This is a genomic window from Pseudaminobacter soli (ex Li et al. 2025), assembly GCF_003012705.1.
Classification (GTDB): domain Bacteria; phylum Pseudomonadota; class Alphaproteobacteria; order Rhizobiales; family Rhizobiaceae; genus Pseudaminobacter; species Pseudaminobacter soli.
Genome location: NZ_PXYL01000004.1, coordinates 260,234 through 283,243 on the forward strand (window position 1 = coordinate 260,234; position 23,010 = coordinate 283,243).

The following is a 23,010-nucleotide window of genomic DNA, read 5'->3' on the forward strand; positions in this document are numbered from 1 at the left end:
ACTACCCCCGAGCTACGACCGCGACTTAGCCAAATTGCTTAGAAAAGCCCGGGCTGCCGCCATATTGCGGCCACTGTCGCTGCCAATGTTCCAGCCGGGCGGGGCGTATAGACAAAGGGACAGGGGTTCCATATGAGCGCGCAACCCGTCGAAAATGGCGAAGCGGAAATTGCTTCCGAAAACACCGTCGAGCTGCCTTCCAATGGCGAGCCGGTTTCCGATCAGGCTTTCGAAGAGGTCGTGAGTGGCGCGCTGGGCGCCGTGGGCGGCACGCTTCTGTTCAAGATGCGCGTCGACCAGGAAAAGGAGCCGCACTACGCGGCCGCGGCCTTCGTCGGCCAGGGCGAGAGCCGCCAGTTCCTGATCCTGACCATGCCAGTCGCCGGCGGCCATCTCAGCGTCGAAACCACGGCCAAGAGCAAGAGCCCCATCGCCGGCATCGCCGCCGCCTATGCCAATCTCGCGGATGCCTATTCGCACGCCGCCTGAGCGGCGTTTCATCGGATCGGCATAAGCTCGGCAGCTTCTTCGTCGGCTTGGCTAAGGACCCAACGGCGCGGCTTCACGGATTTGTGGAAACGAGGCCCGGAACGGAAGTTCGGGCCTGAACGTTTTCAGCCGTCCGCAGGAGCTTCGCTATGGCAATAGAAGTGCTTTCCTCGCCCGGCTTTCGGCGCAACCCTCAATATCATATCAGCGTCAGACGCTTTTCCGGCATCGTCGTCGTCACCTTCGCGGACGCAGTCCTGGCCTCCACGACCGCAGCCCGGGTGCTGCGCGAGGAGGGCCACAAGCCGGTCTACTACGTGCCCTTCGAGGATATCTATTTCGAGTTCCTGACACGAAGCGACACGCGCACCCATTGCCCTTTCAAGGGCTACGCTTCCCACTGGAACGTGACGGCTTCGGGCGACGCGGAAAAGGACGTCATGTGGGCATATGAGGAGCCCTACGAGGAAATGAAGATCATCCGCAACCACGGCGCCTTCTACCCGCAAAAGGTCCGGATCGACGTGACGCCGAAGAGTTCGAAGAACCTGGATTCCCACTGGCCCGAATAGCGGTATTCCCGCGCCTCAGTCGGTAGTGTCGTCGGTTCCCTCGCCATCGGCATCGTCGAGACGAACGAAGTTGACGCCCTTGGCCTTGAGCTCCAGCAGCCCCTTTACCAGGCCCTCGCCGGCCGCATGGGTAGGCTGGTTGATGTGGGCGATGATGACGTCACCATCCTTGGCGGCCGCCACGCGCCGCGCGGTCTCCCTGGCGCTCAGCAGCGAGCCGCCGTCGCCATTGAGCGAATAGCCCGCGATCTTGAAGCCGAGCTTGCGGATCAGTGCAATCGCCGAGGGGCTATATTGCGCCGTCGCGCCACGAAACCATTTCGGCGCCGGCTGGCCGTTCTTGGCAAGCGCCTCGGCCCCCTCCTCCACCTCGGCCGTCACCGCGTCGGGGCTGCCGGCGGTGCTGATGCCATAGATCTTGCGGGGGGTATCGACGGCCGGAACGTGATGGCCGCCATGGTTCTCGAGCTCGAACAGGTCGGGATGCGCCTTCATGATCTCGAGCGCCGCGGCGTTGCGCTTCAGCCATTTCCCAGTGACGAAGATCGTCGCCGGAATCCGGTTCTCGACCAGTGCGGAGAGGATGCGGTTATCGGTCTGCCCACCGCAGGCGTCGAGCGTCAGCGCCACGCGTGGCGTGGCAGCATCCTCGTGGGGTTTGAGGCGAAGGCTAGGCTCCAGCAGCGGTACGGCATGACCGGCGGGAATCGCCGAGACGAGCAGTCCGGCGGCAAGGATGGATTTCAGTATCAGGCGCATGCGAGTCAGTTCCAGGCTTACGAGGGCCTATCCCCAAGTCCGCCATCAAGGCGAAAATCGGGATAGGCGCCGCCTGTCTTTGAACTATGCGCCCTTGCGCGACCTTTTGACCGCGGCCTGTGCCGCCGCCAATCGCGCAATCGGAACCCGGAAGGGGGAGCAGGAGACGTAGTCGAGGCCCACTTCCTCGCAGAAATGGATCGACGCCGGGTCGCCGCCGTGCTCGCCACAGATGCCGAGCTTCAGGGACGGCCGCGTCGACCTGCCCTTTTCGGCGCCGATGCGCACCAGTTCGCCTACACCTTCAACGTCGAGCGACACGAAAGGATCCTGATCGATGATGCCCTTCTGACGATAGGTTTCCAGGAAGGACGCCGCGTCGTCGCGCGAGATGCCGAAGGTGGTCTGCGTCAGGTCGTTGGTGCCGAATGAGAAGAACTCCGCCGTTTCGGCAATCATATGTGCCCGGATCGCCGCGCGCGGCAGCTCGATCATGGTGCCGGTGAGGTATTCCACCTTCACGCCGGTCTCTTCCATGACGCTCTTGGCGACCGCATCGATGCTCGCCTTGACGTAGTCGAGCTCCTTCACGAGCCCCACCAGCGGCACCATAATTTCCGGCACGACTGGATTGCCGGTCTGCTTGCCGGCCTCCACCGCCGCCTCGAAGATGGCGCGAGCCTGCATCTCGGCGATCTCCGGATAGGATATCGCCAGCCGGCAGCCGCGATGGCCGAGCATCGGGTTGAACTCGTGCAGCAGATCGGTGCGCTGCCTAAGCTTGTCGGGCGAGACGCCCATCGCGGAAGCGACCTCGGCGATCTCGTGATCGGTCTTCGGCAGGAATTCGTGCAGCGGCGGATCGAGCAGGCGAATGGTGACCGGCAGGCCAGCCATGATCTCGAACAGCTCGACGAAGTCCGAACGCTGCATGGGCAGCAGCTTGGCAAGCGCCGCGCGGCGGCCGTTTTCGGTATCGGCCAGGATCATTTCGCGCATCGCCAAGATGCGGTCGTCCTCGAAGAACATATGCTCGGTGCGGCAAAGGCCGATGCCCTCGGCGCCGAAGGACCGCGCCATGCGCGCATCCGCCGGGGTTTCGGCATTGGCGCGCACCTTCATGCGGCGGATCTTGTCAGCCCATTCCATGATCGAGGCGAAATCACCCGAAAGCTCGGGCTGCAGCATCGGTACCGCGCCTTTCAGCACCTGGCCGTTACCGCCATCGATGGTGATGACGTCGCCCTTGTGGAAGGTCTTGCCCATCGCAGTCAGCGTGCCGGCCTTGTAGTCGACCCTAAGCGAACCCGCGCCCGAGACGCAGGGCTTGCCCATGCCGCGCGCCACCACGGCCGCGTGGCTGGTCATGCCGCCGCGCGTGGTCAAGATGCCCTCGGCGGCATGCATGCCGTGGATGTCTTCCGGGCTCGTCTCGATACGCACCAGGATGACCTTCTTGCCGATGGCGCGCATCTCCTCGGCCTCATTGGACGAGAACACGATTTCGCCCGTGGCGGCGCCCGGCGAGGCCGGCAGGCCCGTGGCGATGATGTGACGTTCGGCCTTCGGATCGATGGTCGGATGCAGCAGCTGGTCGAGCGACGCCGGATCGATGCGGGTTACCGCCTCGTCCGTGGTGATCAGCCCCTCAGCGGCCATGTCGACGGCGATCTTCAGCGCCGCCTTGGCCGTGCGTTTGCCCGAGCGGGTCTGCAGCATCCACAACTTACCGCGCTCGATGGTGAATTCGAGGTCCTGCATGTCGCGGTAATGCTTTTCCAGCTGCTCCGAGATCTTCGTGAAGGACGCAAACGCTTCCGGCATCAGCTTCTGCAGTGACGGCCTGTCGGAGCCGGCGGCAACGCGCGCGGCCTCGGTAATGTTCTGCGGGGTACGGATGCCCGCCACCACGTCTTCGCCCTGCGCATTCACCAGGAACTCGCCATAGAGCGCCTTCTCGCCCGTCGACGGATTCCGCGTGAAGGCAACGCCCGTGGCCGAGGTGTCGCCCATATTGCCGAACACCATGGCCTGAACATTGACCGCGGTGCCCCAGCTTTCCGGAATATCATGCAGGCGGCGATAGGTGATGGCGCGGTGGTTCATCCAGCTGGAGAACACGGCACCGATGGCGCCCCACAGCTGCTCCTTGGGGTCCTGCGGGAACGGCTTGCCGAGTTCCTCCTCGACCTTGGCCTTGTAGAGCGCAATCACTTCCTGCCATTCGGCGGCCGACAGTTCGGTGTCCAGTTCGTGGCCGAGGCGCGCCTTCTCTTCCTGCAGAATTTCCTCGAACACCTCGTGCTCGAGCCCCATCACGACATCCGAATACATCTGGATGAATCGGCGGTAGCTGTCATAGGCAAAGCGCGCGTCGCCCGAATCGGCGGCAAGCGCCTCGACCGTCACGTCGTTGAGGCCGAGATTGAGTACGGTGTCCATCATGCCCGGCATCGAGGCGCGGGCGCCAGAGCGTACCGAAACCAGAAGCAGCTTTTCCGGGTCACCGAAGACGCGGCCGGTGATCCTGCCGATGTGGTTCAGCGCTTCGCTTAGTTCGGTCTGCAGCCCATCGGGATAGGTGCGGCCATTGGCATAGAAGGCGTTGCAGACCTCGGTGGTGATCGTAAAGCCGGGCGGCACCGGCAGCCCAAGGCTGCACATCTCGGCGAGGTTTGCACCTTTGCCGCCGAGAAGATTCCTGTCGCCGGCACGCCCTTCGGCGGCACCATCCCCAAAGGTGTAGACCCACTTGGTCATGCTTGCTCCTCGCCAGTCTCAGAGGCCGCCGGAAAGGCCAGCGGCAACCCTCTGTTGCGAAGCGATAAATTGCTGCGCTGCGAAAGGCAACCGCCGCGTCACCCCTATCCGACCCTACAATCGATTAAGAAAACGAACGGAAACAAGACTTGTTCAACGGCTTCATCCAATATAGAACATAAGCGGAACAAAGAGGGTCATCATGAAACAGACCGGAAAGCTCGACTATCTCGAAATGCCGGCCACCGGCGGCACGCTCGACAGCGTCAAGGCATTCTACAGCGCCGCCTTTTCGTGGTCGTTCACCGACTACGGCCCGACCTATTCGGCCTATGACGAAGGGCTGGAAGGCGGCTTCGACCCCGACCCTGCGGGCGCTGTGGGAAAGCCGCTGCCGGTTCTCTATTCGGAGAATCTGGAGGAGACCCTTGCGGCGGTGGAGGAAGCCGGCGGCAGAATCGTGCGGCCGATCTTTCCCTTCCCCGGCGGCCGTCGCTTCCACTTCATCGACCCGGCCGGCAACGAACTGGCTGTGTGGGGGCAATAGCCTTGGCATAGGCCCACTTGTTCAAAAGTGGTCCATTCGCGATTGTGCTTTTCGCCGACACTGAATATAAGGCCGCGACCGACCTGACTCGGGACGGTCGCGTTTGGGGCGTCGCCAAGCGGTAAGGCAGCGGTTTTTGGTACCGCCATTCCCAGGTTCGAATCCTGGCGCCCCAGCCAAGCCTCCCTTTTCAATTCAAGATTTTTGTCGTCGCGGGTTCAACCTGGGCAAGGCCGCACCGCCCTTTGTCGCGACTCGTCAGGCTCAACTGCAAAGAGGTGGGCCGATTGCCTCCGTCATGCTTCGGTTTTCCCCGACGTGACTGGCTGATTGGCCCAAGTTAACCTGCTGCCGTATTCTATTTCATTTTTGTCGGAGGTTTTCTGCCCGCACCGTTCATTGGGTGGCCTTCTCTACTTTATTCAACTTTGATCAAGAAAACCCGGCCACCCTGCCCTTAGGGATTCCGAAAGAGGCGATTGGGTGGCCAGGATTACCGGGCCCGCTGTCTCAACCGAGGCAGCGGGCCTTGCTTATCCCGGATGCATCTCGACCCGAAGCCGAGAGCAACGCGCCCCCCGATCAAATCAGAAAGTTGCGCAGGCGGCTCCATTGACCCGCCGCGGGAGGGCGCCATTTCTGCACGTGACCAGAACGCCAACACTCAAGGAGTCTCGCCATGAGACGTACTGCTTTTGCTGGCTTGGCCCTCACATTCTCGCTGCTGGCTGCGCCGGCTGGTGCCAAGGAGAGCATCACCGAAGACGAGGCGAATGCCATCGCCGTCGACGCCTATCTCTACTTCTACCCATTGATCACCATGGAGCTGACGCGGCAGCAATCCACCAATATCGATAAAGTAACGGAAGCCGGCAAAGCGCCGATGAATGCCTTCTCAAACGTGCCGGCCTATCCGGCCGCCGATATGCGGACGGTTGTGCGGCCCAATTTCGATACCCTCTACTCCGTCGCCTGGCTCGACCTGACCAAAGAGCCGTTGATCGTTTCCGTGCCCGATACGGGCGGACGCTATTATCTGCTGCCGATGCTCGACATGTGGTCCAACGTGTTCGCCTCACCCGGCTGGCGAACCACCGGCACCCAGGCAGGCAATTTCCTGGTGGCACCGTCGAGCTGGAAACCCGACCTGCGCGAAGTCATTGACGAGTTCAAGCTGCCCAAGGACATCCAGCGTATCGATGCGCCAACGCCGATCGTCTGGATCATCGGCCGAACGAAGACGGACGGGCCGGCGGACTATGATGCCGTGCACAAGATTCAGGCCGGTTTCAAGATCACCCCGCTCTCGGAGTGGAACAAGACAGACGCGCCGGTCGAAGGAAAGGTCGACCCCAATATCGACATGAAGACGCCTCCCAAGACCCAGGTCGATACGATGCAGGCAGAGAAATATTTCGGCTATGCGGCTGAACTCCTGAAGACCATCCCGCCCCACGTGACCGACCAGCCGATCATCGCGCAGATGAAGCGGATAGGAATCGAGCCCGGCAAGGATTTCGACGCCGCAAAGCTCGACCCTGTCGTTCGCGCCGCATTGCAGAACGCGCCCAAGGAAGCGCGGCGGCTGATGGCCTGGAAGGTGCCGACGCTGGCACGGGTCGTCGATGGCTGGTCGTTGAACACCGACACGATGGGCGTCTATGGCAATTACTATCTCAAGCGGGCCATCGTGGCTCAGCTCGGCCTCGGCGCAAACGTGCCGGAGGACGCGATCTATCCGCTGAACCTTGCCGACGACACGGGCAAGCCGCTCGACGGAGCCAACAGATATACGATCCATTTCGACAAGGCGACGCTGCCGCCGGTGAACGCCTTCTGGTCGATCACGGCCTACGACAATGACGGCTTCCAGGTCGCGAACCCGATAAACCGTTTTGCCGTCAGCAATTGGATGCCCTTCGCCTACAATGCCGATGGATCGCTGGATCTCTACTTCCAGAATGAAAATCCCGGCAAGGACAAGGAAGCCAACTGGCTGCCGGCGCCGAAGGGCCCGTTCAACCTGACCATGCGGCTCTACGCGCCCAGGCAAGAAGCGCTCACCGGCAAATGGGCACCGCCAGCGATCACAGCGGAGCGCCCGGCAAGTATTGGCGCTCAGTAGTCCGGAACGCCTTTAACCAGGAGCACCCTGGGGTCCTCTTGAAATGCACCTGAACCCCAGATGCGAAATGGACGTATCGACCGGCTGGGCCATACGCGCAGCCGGTCGATAACGGCGGCAATAGTTCGGCGCACAGAGATGCGAGCCGCCCTTGGTCACCTTGCGCGGTATCTGGGCGCCGGGCTGCCGCAGGTCGACACTCGCCTCCCTGCTTGAGCCGCGCGGGTTCAGAACCGTGCAGCAGGGGCTGTCGATCCGACCGTGCTCCTGATGCCAATCGGCCGTCCACTGCCAGACATTGCCGGCCATGTCATAGAGGCCATAGCGGTTGGGCGGGAACGAACCGACCGGGGCAGTGTATTCGAAGCCATCCTCCAACGTGTTGCGATAGGGGAACTCGCCCTGCCAGGTGTTGGCCATATGCTTGCCGCCCGGCGTCAGTTCATCGCCCCAGACGAATTCGGCGCCCTCCAGGCCGCCTCGCGCTGCAAACTCCCATTCGGCCTCGCTCGGCAGTTCCTTGCCGATCCACTTCGCGTAAGCTTCGACGTCTTCCCACGCGACATGCACGACGGGATGATCCATCAGCTTCTTGATCGAGCTTGCCGGCCCTCGCGGGTGACGCCAATTCGCACCCTTCACATAGACCCACCAGTTGTAATGGTTGTGCATGTCTACCGGGGCTGACGGCCTTACGAATATGGTCGACGATGGCGCGAGCATTCCCGGCAGTGCTCCGGGATAGTCGTCCGGATTGGCCGGCCTTTCGGCCAGCGTGACGTAACCAGTTTCATCGACGAAGCGCGAAAACTCGCGATTGGTGACGGTGAACCTGTCCATCCAGAAACCGTCGACGCGGACCCGGTGGGCCGGAGCCTCCTCGGGATAATGGCGATCCGACCCCATCAGGAACCCGCCGCCGGGTATCCAGACCATGTCGGGAAACGGCGCCTGGCCAGAGGTGACGCCGTCGCCAATGAGATTCGTGCTTTCGTCCATCGTCACCCCCATCGTGGATGCGTGATGCCTTGGGCCGGTCGGCGAAAAGCACCGCCGGCCCCGGTCCAGAGATATCAGTCGCCAGCCTGCGACTTCATTGCCTTCTCGATATGAGCCTTGACGCCTTCGAGATTGAAGCTTGCGCCTCTCTGCATGGGTGGAAATTCGAGCGCGGTCTGAGCGAGCCTTGCGACCTACTGCTGTGCGAACTGGAAGCGCCAGAACTGGTAGACGAAGTAGTTATAGAAGGCCAACGAGCCCTTGTCGCCGCTCGGTATGCCGGTCCGCTCGAACGGGTCGAGGCGCAGATTGGCTATCACGGGCCAATCGAGCTTGACGGTGCCGCCAAGCCAGCCGGTCGGCTGGTCGGTGAAGCGGTATTTGAAGTCGTCTATCCGCACCGCGCTCAGAGTGCTTTCCGTGAAGTAGAAAATCTCGTGGCGAGCCGATGGGCCCTTCCCGGTAATCAGGTCCATCTGGTTGTAGCCGTCGAGATGAACCTTGTAGTTCATGTCGCCCATTTCCTTGCCGGCTTTGAGCTCCTCCACGATGTTCGGATTTCCTGCCGCGGCCACGAAGGTCGGGAACCAGTCGAGCCCGGAGACGATCCCGTTTTCGACCTTGCCGGCCGGCACATTACCGGGCCAGCGGATGATGCAGGGCACGCGGAAGCCGCCTTCCAGCCCCATTCCCTTGCCGCCGGCAAACGGGGTCTGTCCGCCGTCCGGCCAGGTGAAATTCTCCGCGCCGTTGTCGGTGGTGAAGACAACGATCGTGTTGTCGTCCAGGCCATCGTCCTTCAACTTCTGCATAACGGAGCCGACGATGTCGTCGAGCTGGGCCATGCCCGCCTCCTCCATGCTCCAGCCGTTTTCGGGCGTGCGCATCTTCTCGTACTTTTCCGAAAGATGGGTCACGACATGCATGCGCGTCGGGTTCAGCCAGATGAAGAAGGGCCTGTTCTGCTGCTTGGCCTGGTCGATGAAGTCGAGCGTGAACTTCAAGATCTCGTCATCCACGGTCTCCATCCGCTTGGGATAGAGCGGGCCGGCATCCTCGATGCGCTGCTTGCCGATCTTGCCCCAGCGCGGCTGCACCGTCGGATCGTCGGTGGCGGTTGCCCAGGAGTGGACCATGTTGCGTGGGCCGACCGTATCGCGGAGTTCGGGCGGATAGTTCGGGTGCGCCGGATCTTCCATCGCGTCGAGGTGATAGAGATAGCCGAAGAACTCGTCAAAGCCGTGGACGGTGGGCAGGAATTCGTTGAGGTCGCCCAGGTGGTTCTTACCGAACTGCCCGGTATTGTAGCCCATCGACTTGAGGGCCGTGGCGATGGTCACAGCCTGTGCCGGTATGCCGAGCTTGGCGCCTGCCTGGCCAACCGTGGTGAGGCCGGTGCGGACCGGCAATTCCCCGGTGATGAAGTTGGCGCGACCGGCCGTGCAGCTCGCCTCGGCATAGTAGTCGGTAAACATCATGCCTTCATCGGCCATCCGGTCCAGGTTCGGTGTCCTGCCAGCCATGACGCCACGGTGATAGGCACCGACGTTGAACCAGCCGATGTCGTCGCCCATGATGCAAATGATGTTGGGTCGCCGGTTGCCCGAAGCATCCGGGGCCGTCTCCTGTGCCTGGGCAATCTGGACTGAGCTTCCGGTTCCGATCGCTGATGCCGCCGCGAGCGCCGTGCCGCCGAGTAAGACGCTGCGCCGACTAACTACAGAGTCGGTTGCCTCGGGACTACGACCTTTGTCCTGCTTGTCAGTCATTGCACGCTCCTTCGATTGAGATCACCAATTCGGGTTGGCAGACATGCTCCCTCTCCTGGGCACCCCTATTTCGATCGAAATGCGCGATTGCTTGGCTTGTTGGACCTCCCTCTTTGGCGGCTCAATGGATCCAAAACTGCTTCGCTGACGACCGTCAGCTATCGAAGCGGACACGGCTGGTTTTTCGGCAATGGCAGCGATTAGTTAGGGCGGTTACTAAGGAGGGGAATGCCACCGGCCGTGTGGACATCAGACAAAAGCACCCGTGGCCACAGCGGCCGGGCGCCAGACTCGGCCCCTTCGGATAACGGGTTTCCCGTTCAATCGCCGATGGCCGCGTGCGTCGGCTCAGCTTGCCTCGCGCATGCGCTCGGCGGCTTGCAAATCCACCGAAACCAGCGTGCTGACGCCCTGCTCGGCCATGGTGACGCCGAACAGCCGGTTCATGCGCGCCATGGTGATCGGGTTATGCGTGATGATGACAAAGCGCGTCTCGGTGGTGCGCGCCATCTCGTCCATCAGGTTGCAGAAGCGCTCGACATTGTGGTCGTCGAGCGGCGCGTCCACCTCGTCCAGCACGCAGATCGGCGCCGGATTGGTGAGGAACACGGCGAAGATCAGCGCCATGGCCGTCAGCGCCTGCTCGCCGCCCGAAAGCAGCGTCATCGTCTGCGGCTTCTTGCCCGGCGGCCGGGCGAGGATCTCGAGCCCCGCTTCGAGCGGATCGTCCGATTCGATCAGTTGCAGCTCGGCCGTGCCGCCGCCGAAGAGATGCGTGAACAGGCGCTTGAACTCGACATTCACCTTGTCGAAGGCGGCAAGCAGGCGTTCGCGACCCTCGCGGTTCAGGCTCTGGATCGCCTGGCGAAGCTTGCGGATCGCCTCGATGACGTCGTCGCGCTCCGAAACGATGGCATCGTGCCGCTCGGAAAGCTCGCGCTGCTCTTCCTCCGCGCGCAGATTGACCGCGCCCAGCCGCTCGCGCTCGATCTTCAGGCGCTCCAGCCGCCGCTCGACCTCGCCCGCATCGGGCAGCGGATCGTCGGCTTCGAGCCCGGTGTGGCGGATGACGAGATGCGGCGCAGTGTTGAGCGCTTCATGGATGCGCGCCTCGATCTCCTTGCGCCGGTCGTCGGCGGCGGTCAGTCGCTCTTCGGCGCGACCGCGCGCCTCGCGCGCTTCGGAGAGCCCCTGGATGGCCTCGGTCGCAGCCCTGTCCAGAACCGATTGCCTGTTTTCGGCCTCCTGCAGCCGGTCGGCGACTTCCTTGCGCTCGGCTTCTGCCTTCGACAGCTGCGAGAGCAGGCTGCGCCGGCGCTCGTCGATTTCGTCCGGCGCGTCGATCAGCCTCTCGCGCTCTTCTGCGGCCTCGGCCTGCCGCTCATGCAGCGAGGCGATGTGGCCGGAGGCGTTATCGGCACGCAGCATCCAGTTGCGGCGTTCAACCACGATGGCGTCCAGCCTGCGCGTGCGCGCCTCGGCCTCGCGCATCAGCCCATCATGGATGGCGCGCGCGTCGGCCACGGCGGAACGGTCGCGTGCAACTTGCGCGGCCGACTGGTCAAGCCGCGCCTGCAGGTCGCTGAGGTCCGGCGCGTCGGCCAGCATTTCCTCAGCCTCGATATAGGCGGCGGCTGCTTCCTCGTGGTCCGCCTCGATGCGCGAGCGCGCCTCGTCGAGAGCGGCACGGCGGCTGGAAAGCTCGCCGGCGGCCTTCTCCGCTTTCGCCAGCGCGTCACGCGCCTGGTCGAGCGCATGCTGCGCATCGCGCCAGGCCTGCCGCGACTCGCGCTCTTCCTCGATGCGGCGGCGGATTTCGGTCTCCGCATCGGCCAATGCCTGCTCGGCCGCGCGCACCTTCGCGCCTGCCGCGATCGCCTCGGCGTCGAGTTCGGCCAGCCGGTTCTTCTGGGCAAGACGCTGCGCGGCGGCGGTCGGCGCATCGGCGCTTGCAGTAAAGCCGTCCCAGCGCCAAAGCGCGCCGTCGCGGCTCACCAGCCGCTGCCCCGGCGCCAGCAGCGCCTGCAGGCGGGGCCCCTCGCTCGGCTCCACGATGCCGATCTGCGCCAGGCGCCGCGCCAGCTGTTTTGGCGCACGGACGACTGTGGCGAGGCTTTGAGCCCCCTCCGGCAAGGCGGGGTCGCCTACCATCGGCTCCATGTCGCCCCAATGCACCGGCGCGCCACGGTCGAGCGGCACGTCGAGGTCCTCGCCAAGCGCCGCACCCAGCGCCGTCTCAAAACCGCGATCGACGCTGATCTGCTCCAGCACAGCCGGGAAAAGATCGCCGCTCGCCGCATTCAGGATCTTGGCCAGCGTGCGCGCCTCGGTTTCGATCTCGGCCAGCGCCGCGCGCGCCTGCTGCAGCGGCGGGCGGGCGGTGGCCTCGGCGGCACGTGCCTCGGCCACCATCCGCTCGGCTTCGCCAGCGGCCAGTTCAGCCTCTTCAAGAGCAACGGCGGCTTCGTCCGCCAAAAACTTCTTTTCGGCCGGATCGGCGAGGCCAGCGATGCGCGATGCAATCTCAGAGACCTCGCGGTCGACTTCGGCCAGTTGCCGCGCAAAGCGGTCGCGGCGCTCGGCCGTCTCGCGCAATGCGCGCTCGAACTGGGTGCGCGAGGCGGCCGCCTCGGCCCGTTCGGCGGTCAGCCTGGAAAGTGCAGCCTCGCTCTGCTGAAGCGTGGCAGTTGCGTCTTCGAAGGCAGCGCTTGTCGCGATCTCGCGTTCCTCGGCGCCGTCGTTTTCGGCCTTCAGCGTTTCCTCTTCCTCGGCAAGGCGCGAGAGGATGTCAGCATTGTCGCGGACAAGCTGTTCTTCGCGGGCAATGTCAGCGTCGAGCTGTTGCAGGCGGCGTTCGAGCTCGACCTGCCGCGCCTTGACGCGATTGGCCTCCTCCTCGATCTGCGTGCGGGCGATGGTCAGCCGCTGGAAGATCGCGGCGGCGGCGGCCTCGGCCTCGCGCAATTCCGGCAGGCGGTGCGCGCCGATGGCCTGCTCCTTGGCGGCGGTCATCTGGGCGGCGGCACGATCGCCCACAAGCGACGTTGCGACAGCAAGTGCCGAGCGTGCTTCGCCTTCCTGCGTCTTGGCCTGCACCCAGCGCAGATGCAGCAGCGTGGCCTCGGCCTTGCGGATGTCGGCCGACAGGTTCTTGAAGCGCGCAGCCTGCCGCGCCTGCCGCTTCAGGCTTTCGATCTGGCCTTCGAGCTCGCTCACTACGTCATCGAGACGCTCGAGGTTTTGCTCGGCCGCACGCAGGCGCAGCTCCGCCTCATGGCGGCGGGTGTGCAGGCCGGAAATGCCGGCGGCCTCTTCGAGAAGCGCGCGGCGTGCCTGCGGCTTGGCCTGGATCAGCTCGCCGATACGTCCCTGCCCCACCATGGAGGGCGAACGTGCGCCGGTCGACTGGTCGGCGAACAGAAGCTGCACGTCCTTGGCGCGCGCTTCCTTGCCGTTGATGCGATAGACCGAGCCCGCCTCGCGCTCGATGCGGCGCGATACTTGTAGCTCGTCGGCGTCGTTGAAGGTCGGCGGCGCAGTGCGGTCGGTATTGTCCAGGAAAAGCGTGACTTCGGCGGTGTTGCGGGCGGGCCGCGTGTTCGAGCCGGAGAAGATCACGTCGTCCATGCCCGAGGCGCGCATGTTCTTGTATGAGCTTTCGCCCATCACCCAGCGCAGAGCCTCGACCAGATTGGACTTGCCGCAGCCATTCGGCCCGACGATGCCCGTCAGGCCGTGTTCGATGACGAACTCGCCCGGTTCGACGAAGGATTTGAAACCGAGAAGGCGCAGGCGGGAAAACTTCATGCGCGCGGTCCCGCGACCGCAGGCGTGCCGGAGCGCAAGCGCCCCGGCCTAGCCGAGCCGTCAGAGCATGCCGTCGATGATCGCCGACATATCCTCAATAGACATAGCCCCTTTGTACATTTTCCCATTGATGAAGAAGGTCGGGGTGGAGTCCACGCCAAATTCTTCGGCACCACGCTTCTGTACTGCTCTGACATCGTCCAGAAGTTTCTGATCAGTCAAGCAGGCCTCGAAGGACTCCTGTGAAAAACCGGCCAGTTTGGCGATTTGAAGGAGCGCGGACTTGGCATCCTGCACCGGCGCCCAGTTTTCCTGCTGCTTGAACAGCACTTCGACCATCGGGAAGTAGTTGTCCTTGGAGCAGCGGGCAAGCATGAAAGCGGCTTCCGCGCGCGGGTCGAAGGGGAACTCGCGCAGGATGTAACGCACCTTGCCGGTGTCGATATATTTGGCCTTCAGCTCGGGGAAGGTCGTGTTGGCGAAATGCGCGCAGTGGCTGCAGGTCATCGAGGCATATTCGACGATGGTCACCGGCGCATCGGCCTTGCCCATCACCTCGTCCGGCAGCGCGCCGGGCTGGAGCAGCTTGGCCATGTCCACCGTGCCCTGCGGCTGCGGCGCCTCGGCGGCATTGGCCGGGGTGACCGCGCCAGTGCTGTCGCTGCAAGCGGCAAGCAACGCGACAGCCGGAATGGCGGCCAGGGAAGAAAGAACAGTTCTGCGTGAAATGGAACGGGTCATGCGAATCACCTGCCTGCCGTTTGAGTGTGCGATGCCGAAGCAACCAAAAGCGAGAGTTGGCACGAATTAAGGCATCCGATACGTCAATCCAATTACCAAATTTTTCGCTGCCAATCACGAATCCGCGAGAAAAATGTCAGGATTTTCTTTGTCTTGTACCGATGATGGATGCGCCCAGCCGTTCCAGTGAGCCGCGAAGACCTTCATCCTCGATCATGCCCACCGTTCCGGAGAGCTTTTTGCGCTCGGCATCGGTCAGTTGACGTGGGCGCGGCCTGGGTGCCGCAGAGGCGCTGGCGACAGGTTTCTGTACGATGCGCAGCCGCCCGATGGCGGTAAAGCCCAGGAAGGCGTTGACGCGGCCGATGACCTCGCCCGTCTCATGCTGCAAATGCAGCGCTGCCATGCCCTCGCAGGCCACGATCAGCGTCGCCGGCTCGAAGGGATCGTCCTCGTGCATCCTGCGCGGCCACTGGATCTTTTCAGGCCGGGTCATCGTCGCAAGGCGTGGGCCGACGATCTCTTCCCACGATTGGACCAGCCCAACCGATATGCCTGCGCGCTTGCGCAGCACCGGGTCGAGAATTTCGGTGGCGAGATCGCTCACCGGAACGGGATTGCCGTACGGCGCATTCCCTGCCATGTGCGTTCTCCAGATTAATCCGCGCCCGCGGCAGGCGCATAGGGTTCCGGCGATCAATGGCATCAGCAGGCACATCCCGCAAGAGCAACGACGCGAAGCCCGCGACGATCGCGCAGCACCTGCTTGCCTGGTACGACGACAATCATCGTGAGTTGCCCTGGCGCACCGCGCCGCGCGATCTTGCGGCAGGCGTGCGCCCCGATCCCTACCGCGTCTGGCTGTCGGAAATCATGCTGCAGCAGACGACCGTCGAGGCGGTAAAACCCTATTTCCGCGCCTTCCTCGAAAAATGGCCAACTGTCGAGGCGCTTGCCAACGCCGAAAACGAGGAGGTGATGAAGGCCTGGGCCGGGCTCGGCTATTACTCACGCGCCCGCAACCTCAAGGCCTGCGCGAATGCGGTGGCACAAGCCGGCGGCAGCTTTCCCGATACGGAATCAGGCCTGCGTGCCCTGCCCGGCATCGGCCCCTATACGGCCGCCGCGATTGCGGCGATCGCCTTCGACCAGCCGGCAGCGGTTATGGACGGCAATGTCGAGCGCGTCATGACGCGCCTTTACATGATCGACACGCCATTGCCCGAGGCCAAGGCGGAAATCCGCAGCCTTCTGGAAACGCTGGTGCCGCAGAAGCGCCCCGGCGATTTCGCGCAAGCCATGATGGATCTGGGCGCGACCATCTGCACGCCGCGCCGGCCGCGCTGCATGCTCTGCCCGCTGCGCGATGATTGCCAGGTTCTCGGTCAGGCCGATCCCGAATTCTACCCGGTCCGCGCGCCCAAGGCCGAAAAGCCGTCGCGGCGCGGCGCGGCCTTTGTGGCGGTTCGCGACGACGGCGCGATTCTTTTACGGAAGCGGCCGGAGAAAGGCTTGCTGGGTGGTATGACGGAAGTGCCCACGACCGGCTGGACTGCCCGCGTCGACGGGCTGACCACGGCGGACGCAGCCCCCTTCCCCGCCGACTGGCAGATGGCCGGCAGCATCAGCCATGTCTTCACGCATTTTTCGCTCGAACTGCAGGTTTTTCGCGCAACCGTTTCCGGCGATTCCGGACCGTCCGGACATTTCTGGGCGGCCGCCGACGCACTCCACGGCGAGGCGCTGCCTACTGTCATGAAAAAGGCAATCGAAGCTGCGATACCCGGCGCGACTCGCAAGCCCCATTCCAACAGCCAGAAGAGGCCCAGATGACCGAAATCCGCCACATCGTGTTCGACGTAGGCAAGGTGCTGATCCATTACGATCCGAACCTGCCCTTCAGCCGGCTGATCCCGGACGAGGCCGAACGCAAGTGGTTCTTCGATACGGTCTGCACCAATGACTGGAACATCGAGCAGGATCGCGGCCGCACCTGGGAGGAAGCCGAGGCGTTGCTGATCGCGGATTTTCCCGACCACGAGGAGAACATTCGCAACTTCCGCCGCCATTGGCATGAGATGGTGCCGCATGCCTATGACGACAGCGTCGCGATCATGGAAGCGCTGATCGACAGGGGTCACGACGTGACCATCCTGTCCAACTGGGCGCGGGACACCTTCGTCGAGGCGCGCACGCGCTTCCCGTTCCTCGAAAGGCCGCGCGGCCTCACAGTTTCGGGCGAAGTCGGCCTGATCAAACCCGACCGCGCCATCTACGACCTCCACGCGGCAACCTTCGGGCTCGAGCCCGCCGCCACGATCTTTATCGACGACAGCCAGAAGAATGTGGATGGCGCGAAGGCTGCAGGCTGGCAAGCGGTGCTGTTTCGCGACGCGGGAACGCTCCGGCAGCAGCTGGGTTCAATGGGCATCGACCTGTAGGAGCCTGACCTTCATCCACAAGGAGAGCGGAGCAAGTACCTGATGACACAAGGCATCGAGCCGGCCGAAATCCTTCGGCGATACCACGCTGCCATCAACGCGCTGGATTTCGACGCGATCGAAGCAATGTTCGCGGCGGACATCGTCTACTCTTCCGGCGGCATCGGGGGAATTGTATCCGGCCGCGACTCCGTCATGGCGGCGTTCCGGGCCTATTTCGAGCAGTATCCCGACCAGCATGCCGAGGATGAAGCCGTGGAAACCCTGTCCGCGACCATGGCCCGCTCGATATGGACGCTGCGCGCGACAAATGCCCAGACAGGCACATCCTACAGCCGGCAAGGCACTGAAACCGTCACCATCGACGGGAGCGGCAAGATCGTTCGGGTAGCGGTCGAAGGCTGAGGTCGAACTGAAAAATGCCAAAACGCTCGAGGAAGACCTCGAGCGCTTCGGGATCAGCCGGTGACTGGATGCCGGCTCATCTATAGCAGTTGAAGCTTCGGGCGCGGCAGGTTACGCGCCCGCACGCTCCATACCGAGGCGCGCGATGCGCCGAAGCTCATCGATCTGGGTCAGGCCGCCGTTGCGCTCATAGTGCCAGAAGGTCCAGCCGTTGCAGGCGTCGAGGCCCTGCACGGCCGCGCCGATGCGATGGATGGAGCCGGCCTGCTCGCCGATCGCCAGCGTGCCGTCGGCACGCACGGTCGCGGCCCAGCGCTTTTTGGCGTCGTAGAGCGTCGCGCCCGGCTTGATCATGCCGGAATCGATCAGCGACACGAAGGCGACGCGCGGCTCGGCGCGCTTGCCCGACAGCACCGTCAGCGTGGTGCTTTCCAGCGGCTTGACGGCATCGATGCGCGCCCTTGCGGCGTCGATATATTCCTGCTCGCGCTCAATGCCGACGAAGTGGCGACCAAGGCGCTTGGCAACGGCACCCGTCGTGCCGGAGCCGAAGAACGGATCGAGCACCACATCGCCCGGCTTGGTCGACGCCAGCATGATGCGGGCCAGCAGCGCTTCGGGCTTCTGCGTCGGGTGCAGCTTGTCGCCGTTGTCGTCCTTCAGGCGCTCGCTGCCGGTGCAGATCGGGAACAGCCAATCCGAGCGCATCTGCACGTCGTCATTGGCCGCCTTCAGCGAGTCGTAGTTGAAGGTGTAGCTCTTGGAATTGGCGTCGCGCGAGGCCCAGATCATCGTTTCATGTGCGTTCTGGAAACGACGGCCGCGGAAATTCGGCATCGGGTTGGTCTTGCGCCAGACGATGTCGTTGAGGATCCAATAGCCGAGATCCTGCATCGAAGCGCCGACGCGGAAGATGTTGTGATAGGAGCCGATCACCCAGATGGTGCCGTTCGGCTTCAGCACGCGGCGCGCCGCCAGCAGCCAGGCGCGGGTGAAGGCGTCGTAGGCCGCAAAGCTGTCGAACTGGTCCCAGTGATCGTCCACGGCATCGACCTTGGACTGGTCGGGGCGGTGCAGGTCGCCGTTGAGCTGCAGATTGTAGGGCGGGTCGGCAAAGATCACGTCGACCGACTTCTCGGGCAGCTTGTTAAGCGCGGCGACGCAATCCCCTTTCAGGATCGTATCCAGCCAATCGGCTTTTTGCTGCGAGGGAGAAAGGTCGGCGGAGAGACGCACGGCGGACATTCAAGCACCCGGGTTACACGTTAATATTTACACCCTGTTATGGTTACCGATTAGCGTAAACATTTGGTGAAGCCGGCGTCTGAATTCATTCGCCATGGGCACACGGATTTGCGGATCGGGTGCCCATGGTGTATTCCGCCCAGCGAACCTACATAAGCCGCTTGCGGCCATTTCCTCCCCCAATTTCCCGGATTGCCATGACACAGCCAGACCTTGTCATCTTCGATTGCGACGGCGTTCTCGTCGATTCAGAAATCATCGCCGCCCGCGTCGAGGCAGACCTTCTCACCGCCGCCGGCTTTCCGATCGAGGCGGAGGAACTGGCGGAGACCTATGCCGGCCTGACCTTCAAGGACATCATGCTGCGCATCGAGGAGCAGTCGCAGATTCCGTTCCAGGCCTCGCTCATCGAACAGGCCGAAAAGCAGGTCGACCACCGGCTGCAGGCGGAGGTCCGTGCCATCGAGGGCGCGCACGAAGCAGTGGCCGCCGTTCCAGTGCCTTACTGCATCTGCTCGAACTCCAGCGCCCAAAGGCTGGAAATGACGCTGGGCAGGACGCGCCTGCTGCCGTTCTTTTCGGGACGCATCTTCTCCTCGCTCGACACGCCGACGAAGAAGCCCAAGCCGGCCCCGGACGTGTTCCTGCACGCCGCCAAGACGCTGGGCGCCGATCCGTCGCGGACATTCGTTGTCGAGGATTCGGTGCATGGCGTCACCGGCGCCCGTGCGGCCGGCATGCGTGCCATCGGCTTCACCGGCGCTTCGCACAGCTACCCCGGCCACGCCGACGCGCTGACTGAGGCGGGCGCGGAAACCGTCATCCGCCGCTGGGCCGATTTTGCCGGCGTGGTCGCCGCTTTGTCGGAATGGTCGGAAGACGCGTGATCCGCGTCTTCGGTCGCCCTGCCCGCGTCGTCCGACCGGCAGGGCGTTCCAGGTCCTAGGAGAGCTTACTTCTTGCCCTTACCCTTGGCCTTGGGCTGCGGGCCGTCGTCGAAGCCGGCAAAGACCTGGACGCTGCCTTCTTCCGGTATCGGGAAGGTCACGTTCTGGTCGTTGACGAGGAATTGGGTCGCGGCCGCCGGGTCGGCAACGGTGATCTCATGCGGCTGAAGCTTCGAATAGAGCACTTCCTGGCCGCGAACCACCACGACACGGATCGGCAAGGCCACCTTGCCCGGGCCGCCGGCCGGGCCCGACACCACCTTGCCGGCAACCGCGACGTTCAACGTCAGCATGCCGTCGGCGCGGCTGCAACTGCGGGTGACGTCGCTGATGGACGCCTGGTAGAGCAGCTTGGCCGGATCGTCCTGGCCGCCCTTGGCGTAGGAGTTGAAAAAGGCTGTGCCTTCACGCAGGGAAACGGTCGGGCAATATGCCCTCAGCTCAGTTGCGGATACCTTTGGCTGCGCCTCCTTGCCCCCGCTGTCGCCGGACTGGCAGCCCGCGACGGCAATCATAAAGCTCGAAACAGCAAGACCCGCCAGAACACGACTATGGATCGACCTAAATTTCATATGCCGAACTTCCCTCTCGCAAAGTTGCGGCTGGTATAGCAATCGCGCGGCAAAAATGCGACTGACGGGACGCAGTTTTCAACGATCTGCTTTTGACGAGGCAGATCGCGCCAGGACAGACGAATGACGATGAACTATGTCAGCACTCGCGGGGACGCTCCCGCACTAGGCTTTTCCGACGCGGTTCTAACCGGATTGGCACGCGACGGCGGCCTCTACATCCCAAGCGAATGGCCGCAGTTCAGCGCAGCGGAAATCCGCTCGATGCGCGGTCTCCCCTACCCCGACCTCGCCATCCGACTGCTGACTCCCTTCCTCGGCGGCGAGATCGCAGCGCCCGCCTTCGAGCGCATCGCTCGCGAAGCCTATGCCACCTTCCGCCACGAAGCCGTGTGCCCGGTGGTGCAGACCGGCTCCAACATCTTCGTGCTTGAACTCTTCCATGGCCCGACGCTGGCCTTCAAGGACGTGGCCATGCAGATGCTGGCGCGGCTGATGGACCATGTTCTGGCCGAGCGCGGGCAGCGCGCCACCATCACCGCCGCCACCTCCGGCGACACCGGGGGCGCTGCCATCGACGCCTTTGCCGGCCGCGACCGCACCGACATGTTCGTGCTGTTCCCGCATGGCCGCGTCTCGCCGGTGCAGCAGCGCCAGATGACGACACACACCGCCAGCAACGTCCATGCGTTGGCCGTCGAAGGCAATTTCGACGACTGCCAGGGCCTAGTGAAGGACATGTTCAACGACCATGCCTTCCGTGATCGCGTCTCGCTGTCGGGCGTCAACTCGATCAACTGGGCGCGCATCATGGCCCAGATCGTCTACTACTTCTCCTCGGCGATCTCGCTCGGCGCACCGGACCGCCCGGTGTCCTTCACGGTGCCAACCGGCAATTTCGGCGACATCTTCGCCGGCTACGCTGCCAAGCGCATGGGCCTGCCGATCGAACGCCTGATCATCGCCACCAACGACAACGACATCCTCGCGCGCACGCTGGCGACCGGCGAGTACCGCACCACGGGTGTGGTGGCGACCACCTCGCCCTCGATGGACATCCAGGTGTCGTCGAATTTCGAGCGGCTGCTGTTTGAAGCCACCGGCCGCGATGCCGGCGCGGTGCGCCGCTACATGGCGGGACTCAAGCAGTCCGGCGCCTTCACGATCGAGGCTCCGGCGCTGGAAAAGATCCGCGCCGAGTTCGACGCCGGCCGAGCCAGCATGGCCGAGACGGCCGAGACCATCCGCGAGACGCTGAAGGCAAGTTCCTACCTGCTCGACCCGCACACGGCCACCGCCATGCATGTCGCCCGCCAGCATGCGGGTGACGTGCCGATGATCGTTCTGTCGACCGCCCATCCGGCCAAGTTCCCGGCCGCCGTGGAAGAAGCCTGCGGAGTAACTCCCGGACTTCCGGCATGGTTGGAGGGGTTGATGGAACGCGAGGAAAGGTTCACGATACTTCCCTCCACGCTCGAAATGGTGGAAGATTACATAGGCCGCCATGCGCGGGCGGCGCGTTAGGGAGTAAGAATTTTATGGGTGTTGAGGTAAGCCGTCTGTCGAACGGCCTGACGGTAGCCACAGAGACCCTTCCAAGTATCGAATCCGTCGCAATGGGGGTGTGGGTCAAATCCGGGGCCCGCAACGAGCGCGACGACGAGCATGGGATGGCCCACCTCCTTGAACACATGGCGTTCAAGGGAACCAACAAGCGAAGCGCCTTCCAGATCGCTTCCGAAATCGAGAATGTCGGCGGCGAGATCAACGCCGCCACCAGCGTGGAAACCACCTCTTTCTACGCCCGCGTCCTGGCCGACGACGTCCCGCTCGGCCTCGACCTGCTCTCCGACATCCTGACCGAGTCCAAGTTCGATCCGTCCGAACTGGAACGCGAGCAGCACGTCATTCTCCAGGAGATCGGCGCCGCGCACGATACGCCGGACGACGTGGTTTTTGACCGCTTCACCGAGACGGCCTATCGCCACCAGACCATCGGCCGCTCGATCCTCGGCACGCCGGAAACAGTCAAGTCCTTCACCTCCAAGCAGCTGCATTCCTTCATGGAACGCCAGTATGGCGCCGAGCAGATGGTCGTGGTCGCCGCGGGCGACATCAAGCACGATGTGTTCGTGCGCGACGTGGAGCGACGGCTAGGCAGCTTCCGCCCCAAGGCCGAAGGCTTCATGCCGCAATATGCGCAATATGTCGGCGGCGATTTCCGTGAGCATCGCGACCTGATGGACGCGCAGATCGTGCTCGGCTTCGAAGGGCGCGCCTACCATGTGCGCGACTTCTACGCCTCGCAGATCCTGTCGATGATTTTGGGCGGCGGCATGTCCTCGCGCCTGTTCCAGGAAGTGCGCGAAAAGCGCGGCCTTTGCTATTCGGTCTATGCCTTCCACTGGGGCTTTTCCGACACCGGCCTGTTCGGCGTCCACGCCGCGACAGGCCAGGCCGATATTTCGAAGCTCGTCCCGGTCATCATCGCCGAGCTGGAAAAGAGTGGCGAGAAGATTTCGCAGGAGGAACTGGACAGGGCGAGAGCCCAATACCGCGCCGGCCTCATCATGTCGGCCGAGAGCGCTTCGAGCCGGGCCTCGCAGATTGCGCGGCAGATCCTGCTCTTCGGTCGCCCGATCGCCAAGGAGGAGTTGATGGAGCGGCTCGGCGCGCTCACCGTCGACCGTCTGACCGACCTCTCCTCCCGCCTGTTTTCAACCAAGCCGACAGTCACCGCGGTCGGCCCCATTGGCACGCTCGCCACCTATGAGTCGATCTGCGACGCCCTGCCGAAGGGCAATGGCGGCTTGCACAAGCTGGCTGTCTAGG

Annotated in this window: 19 protein-coding genes, 1 tRNA gene and 1 pseudogene; 12 read left to right on the forward strand and 9 right to left on the reverse strand. The window is 63.5% G+C overall.

Annotated elements, in window-relative coordinates:
• Window positions 1-132 precede the first annotated feature (132 nt).
• The gene (locus C7I85_RS10105) at window positions 133-489 is read left to right on the forward strand and encodes a hypothetical protein (RefSeq protein WP_106723839.1); all 357 of its coding nucleotides are present in this window, start codon (window positions 133-135) and stop codon (window positions 487-489) included.
• 149 nt (window positions 490-638) lie between these two features.
• A complete protein-coding gene (locus tag C7I85_RS10110) occupies window positions 639-1,061 on the forward strand; it encodes a DUF427 domain-containing protein (protein WP_106723840.1) in 423 nt (140 codons plus the stop codon).
• A 15-nt stretch (window positions 1,062-1,076) separates the two neighbouring features.
• Here the strand turns inward: C7I85_RS10110 and C7I85_RS10115 are convergent, their stop codons facing one another.
• Together C7I85_RS10115 and ppdK are read right to left on the reverse strand one after the other, a co-directional pair.
• Window positions 1,077-1,820 carry a polysaccharide deacetylase family protein gene (locus C7I85_RS10115; protein ID WP_106723841.1) on the reverse strand — a complete coding sequence of 248 codons (744 nt, stop codon included), beginning with the start codon at window positions 1,818-1,820 and terminating at the stop codon, window positions 1,077-1,079.
• An 84-nt stretch (window positions 1,821-1,904) separates the two neighbouring features.
• Window positions 1,905-4,580 (reverse strand): pyruvate, phosphate dikinase, encoded by a 2,676-nt coding sequence (gene ppdK / locus C7I85_RS10120; RefSeq protein WP_106723842.1) that lies wholly within the window; start codon window positions 4,578-4,580, stop codon window positions 1,905-1,907.
• Window positions 4,581-4,782: 202 nt separating this feature from the next.
• Here ppdK and C7I85_RS10125 point away from each other — a divergent pair, with 202 nt between their 5' ends.
• From C7I85_RS10125 to C7I85_RS10135, 3 genes are all read left to right on the forward strand, one after another.
• Window positions 4,783-5,127, forward strand: a complete 345-nt coding sequence (locus tag C7I85_RS10125; protein WP_106723843.1) for a VOC family protein — start codon at window positions 4,783-4,785, stop codon at window positions 5,125-5,127.
• 104 nt (window positions 5,128-5,231) lie between these two features.
• Window positions 5,232-5,306: transfer RNA gene (locus tag C7I85_RS10130), tRNA-Gln, on the forward strand.
• A gap of 500 nt (window positions 5,307-5,806) precedes the next feature.
• Window positions 5,807-7,252: a DUF1254 domain-containing protein gene (locus C7I85_RS10135; RefSeq protein ID WP_106723844.1), complete on the forward strand. Its 1,446-nt coding sequence runs from the start codon at window positions 5,807-5,809 to the stop codon at window positions 7,250-7,252.
• Window positions 7,253-7,264: 12 nt separating this feature from the next.
• Here C7I85_RS10135 and C7I85_RS10140 read toward each other — a convergent pair whose 3' ends face one another.
• The 4 genes and pseudogenes from C7I85_RS10140 to C7I85_RS10155 form a co-directional block, all read right to left on the reverse strand.
• The gene (locus tag C7I85_RS10140) at window positions 7,265-8,188 is read right to left on the reverse strand and encodes a formylglycine-generating enzyme family protein (RefSeq protein ID WP_106724097.1); all 924 of its coding nucleotides are present in this window, start codon (window positions 8,186-8,188) and stop codon (window positions 7,265-7,267) included.
• 137 nt (window positions 8,189-8,325) lie between these two features.
• Window positions 8,326-10,020 (reverse strand): annotated as a pseudogene (locus C7I85_RS10145) (arylsulfatase).
• Between the two features lie 348 nt (window positions 10,021-10,368).
• Window positions 10,369-13,827 (reverse strand): chromosome segregation protein SMC, encoded by a 3,459-nt coding sequence (gene smc, locus C7I85_RS10150; protein ID WP_106723845.1) that lies wholly within the window; start codon window positions 13,825-13,827, stop codon window positions 10,369-10,371.
• 60 nt (window positions 13,828-13,887) lie between these two features.
• Window positions 13,888-14,520 carry a DsbA family protein gene (locus C7I85_RS10155; protein WP_245444895.1) on the reverse strand — a complete coding sequence of 211 codons (633 nt, stop codon included), beginning with the start codon at window positions 14,518-14,520 and terminating at the stop codon, window positions 13,888-13,890.
• Between C7I85_RS10155 and C7I85_RS31600 the strand changes: the two genes are divergently transcribed.
• Window positions 14,420-14,638 (forward strand): hypothetical protein, encoded by a 219-nt coding sequence (locus tag C7I85_RS31600; protein WP_245444901.1) that lies wholly within the window; start codon window positions 14,420-14,422, stop codon window positions 14,636-14,638. The genes C7I85_RS10155 and C7I85_RS31600 overlap by 101 nt on opposite strands.
• Window positions 14,639-14,704: 66 nt before the next feature.
• On the opposite strand, the gene C7I85_RS10160 is transcribed toward C7I85_RS31600, so the two are convergent.
• Window positions 14,705-15,211 (reverse strand): DUF721 domain-containing protein, encoded by a 507-nt coding sequence (locus C7I85_RS10160; RefSeq protein WP_106723847.1) that lies wholly within the window; start codon window positions 15,209-15,211, stop codon window positions 14,705-14,707.
• 56 nt (window positions 15,212-15,267) lie between these two features.
• Between C7I85_RS10160 and mutY the strand changes: the two genes are divergently transcribed.
• From mutY to C7I85_RS10175, 3 genes are read left to right on the forward strand one after another with little or no spacing between them, the layout of a single operon-like run.
• Complete coding sequence (mutY, locus tag C7I85_RS10165; RefSeq protein WP_106723848.1) at window positions 15,268-16,401, forward strand: A/G-specific adenine glycosylase; 1,134 nt, start codon at window positions 15,268-15,270, stop codon at window positions 16,399-16,401.
• Window positions 16,398-17,009 (forward strand): HAD family hydrolase, encoded by a 612-nt coding sequence (locus C7I85_RS10170; RefSeq protein WP_106723849.1) that lies wholly within the window; start codon window positions 16,398-16,400, stop codon window positions 17,007-17,009. Before mutY ends, C7I85_RS10170 begins: the two co-directional genes overlap by 4 nt.
• A gap of 42 nt (window positions 17,010-17,051) precedes the next feature.
• On the forward strand, window positions 17,052-17,414 hold the full coding sequence (locus C7I85_RS10175) for a nuclear transport factor 2 family protein (RefSeq protein WP_106723850.1): 363 nt from the start codon (window positions 17,052-17,054) through the stop codon (window positions 17,412-17,414).
• A 111-nt stretch (window positions 17,415-17,525) separates the two neighbouring features.
• Here the strand turns inward: C7I85_RS10175 and C7I85_RS10180 are convergent, their stop codons facing one another.
• Complete coding sequence (locus tag C7I85_RS10180; protein WP_106723851.1) at window positions 17,526-18,659, reverse strand: site-specific DNA-methyltransferase; 1,134 nt, start codon at window positions 18,657-18,659, stop codon at window positions 17,526-17,528.
• A 197-nt stretch (window positions 18,660-18,856) separates the two neighbouring features.
• On the opposite strand from C7I85_RS10180, the gene C7I85_RS10185 reads away from it, so the two are divergent.
• Window positions 18,857-19,546 (forward strand): HAD family hydrolase, encoded by a 690-nt coding sequence (locus C7I85_RS10185; protein ID WP_106723852.1) that lies wholly within the window; start codon window positions 18,857-18,859, stop codon window positions 19,544-19,546.
• A 65-nt stretch (window positions 19,547-19,611) separates the two neighbouring features.
• Here C7I85_RS10185 and C7I85_RS10190 read toward each other — a convergent pair whose 3' ends face one another.
• Entirely contained in the window at window positions 19,612-20,178 is a 567-nt protein-coding gene (locus C7I85_RS10190; protein ID WP_106723853.1) for a hypothetical protein, read from the reverse strand.
• Between the two features lie 129 nt (window positions 20,179-20,307).
• Between C7I85_RS10190 and thrC the strand changes: the two genes are divergently transcribed.
• Together thrC and C7I85_RS10200 are read left to right on the forward strand one after the other, a co-directional pair.
• Window positions 20,308-21,702 (forward strand): threonine synthase, encoded by a 1,395-nt coding sequence (gene thrC, locus C7I85_RS10195; protein WP_106724098.1) that lies wholly within the window; start codon window positions 20,308-20,310, stop codon window positions 21,700-21,702.
• A 14-nt stretch (window positions 21,703-21,716) separates the two neighbouring features.
• Window positions 21,717-23,009 carry a M16 family metallopeptidase gene (locus C7I85_RS10200; RefSeq protein ID WP_106723854.1) on the forward strand — a complete coding sequence of 431 codons (1,293 nt, stop codon included), beginning with the start codon at window positions 21,717-21,719 and terminating at the stop codon, window positions 23,007-23,009.
• Window position 23,010 lies beyond the last annotated feature (1 nt).

Excerpts from the sequence above, each read along its gene's own strand:
- C7I85_RS10105 (WP_106723839.1), top strand. The coding sequence starts at position 133 with ATGAGCGCGCAACCCGTCGAAAATGGCGAAGCGGAAATTGCTTCCGAA.
- C7I85_RS10110 (WP_106723840.1), top strand. The coding sequence starts at position 639 with ATGGCAATAGAAGTGCTTTCCTCGCCCGGCTTTCGGCGCAACCCTCAA.
- C7I85_RS10115 (WP_106723841.1), bottom strand. The coding sequence starts at position 1,820 with ATGCGCCTGATACTGAAATCCATCCTTGCCGCCGGACTGCTCGTCTCG.
- ppdK (WP_106723842.1), bottom strand. The coding sequence starts at position 4,580 with ATGACCAAGTGGGTCTACACCTTTGGGGATGGTGCCGCCGAAGGGCGT.
- C7I85_RS10125 (WP_106723843.1), top strand. The coding sequence starts at position 4,783 with ATGAAACAGACCGGAAAGCTCGACTATCTCGAAATGCCGGCCACCGGC.
- C7I85_RS10135 (WP_106723844.1), top strand. The coding sequence starts at position 5,807 with ATGAGACGTACTGCTTTTGCTGGCTTGGCCCTCACATTCTCGCTGCTG.
- C7I85_RS10140 (WP_106724097.1), bottom strand. The coding sequence starts at position 8,188 with ATGGTCTGGATACCCGGCGGCGGGTTCCTGATGGGGTCGGATCGCCAT.
- smc (WP_106723845.1), bottom strand. The coding sequence starts at position 13,827 with ATGAAGTTTTCCCGCCTGCGCCTTCTCGGTTTCAAATCCTTCGTCGAA.
- C7I85_RS31600 (WP_245444901.1), top strand. The coding sequence starts at position 14,420 with ATGTCCACCGTGCCCTGCGGCTGCGGCGCCTCGGCGGCATTGGCCGGG.
- C7I85_RS10160 (WP_106723847.1), bottom strand. The coding sequence starts at position 15,211 with ATGGCAGGGAATGCGCCGTACGGCAATCCCGTTCCGGTGAGCGATCTC.
- mutY (WP_106723848.1), top strand. The coding sequence starts at position 15,268 with ATGGCATCAGCAGGCACATCCCGCAAGAGCAACGACGCGAAGCCCGCG.
- C7I85_RS10170 (WP_106723849.1), top strand. The coding sequence starts at position 16,398 with ATGACCGAAATCCGCCACATCGTGTTCGACGTAGGCAAGGTGCTGATC.
- C7I85_RS10175 (WP_106723850.1), top strand. The coding sequence starts at position 17,052 with ATGACACAAGGCATCGAGCCGGCCGAAATCCTTCGGCGATACCACGCT.
- C7I85_RS10180 (WP_106723851.1), bottom strand. The coding sequence starts at position 18,659 with ATGTCCGCCGTGCGTCTCTCCGCCGACCTTTCTCCCTCGCAGCAAAAA.
- C7I85_RS10185 (WP_106723852.1), top strand. The coding sequence starts at position 18,857 with ATGACACAGCCAGACCTTGTCATCTTCGATTGCGACGGCGTTCTCGTC.
- C7I85_RS10190 (WP_106723853.1), bottom strand. The coding sequence starts at position 20,178 with ATGAAATTTAGGTCGATCCATAGTCGTGTTCTGGCGGGTCTTGCTGTT.
- thrC (WP_106724098.1), top strand. The coding sequence starts at position 20,308 with ATGAACTATGTCAGCACTCGCGGGGACGCTCCCGCACTAGGCTTTTCC.
- C7I85_RS10200 (WP_106723854.1), top strand. The coding sequence starts at position 21,717 with ATGGGTGTTGAGGTAAGCCGTCTGTCGAACGGCCTGACGGTAGCCACA.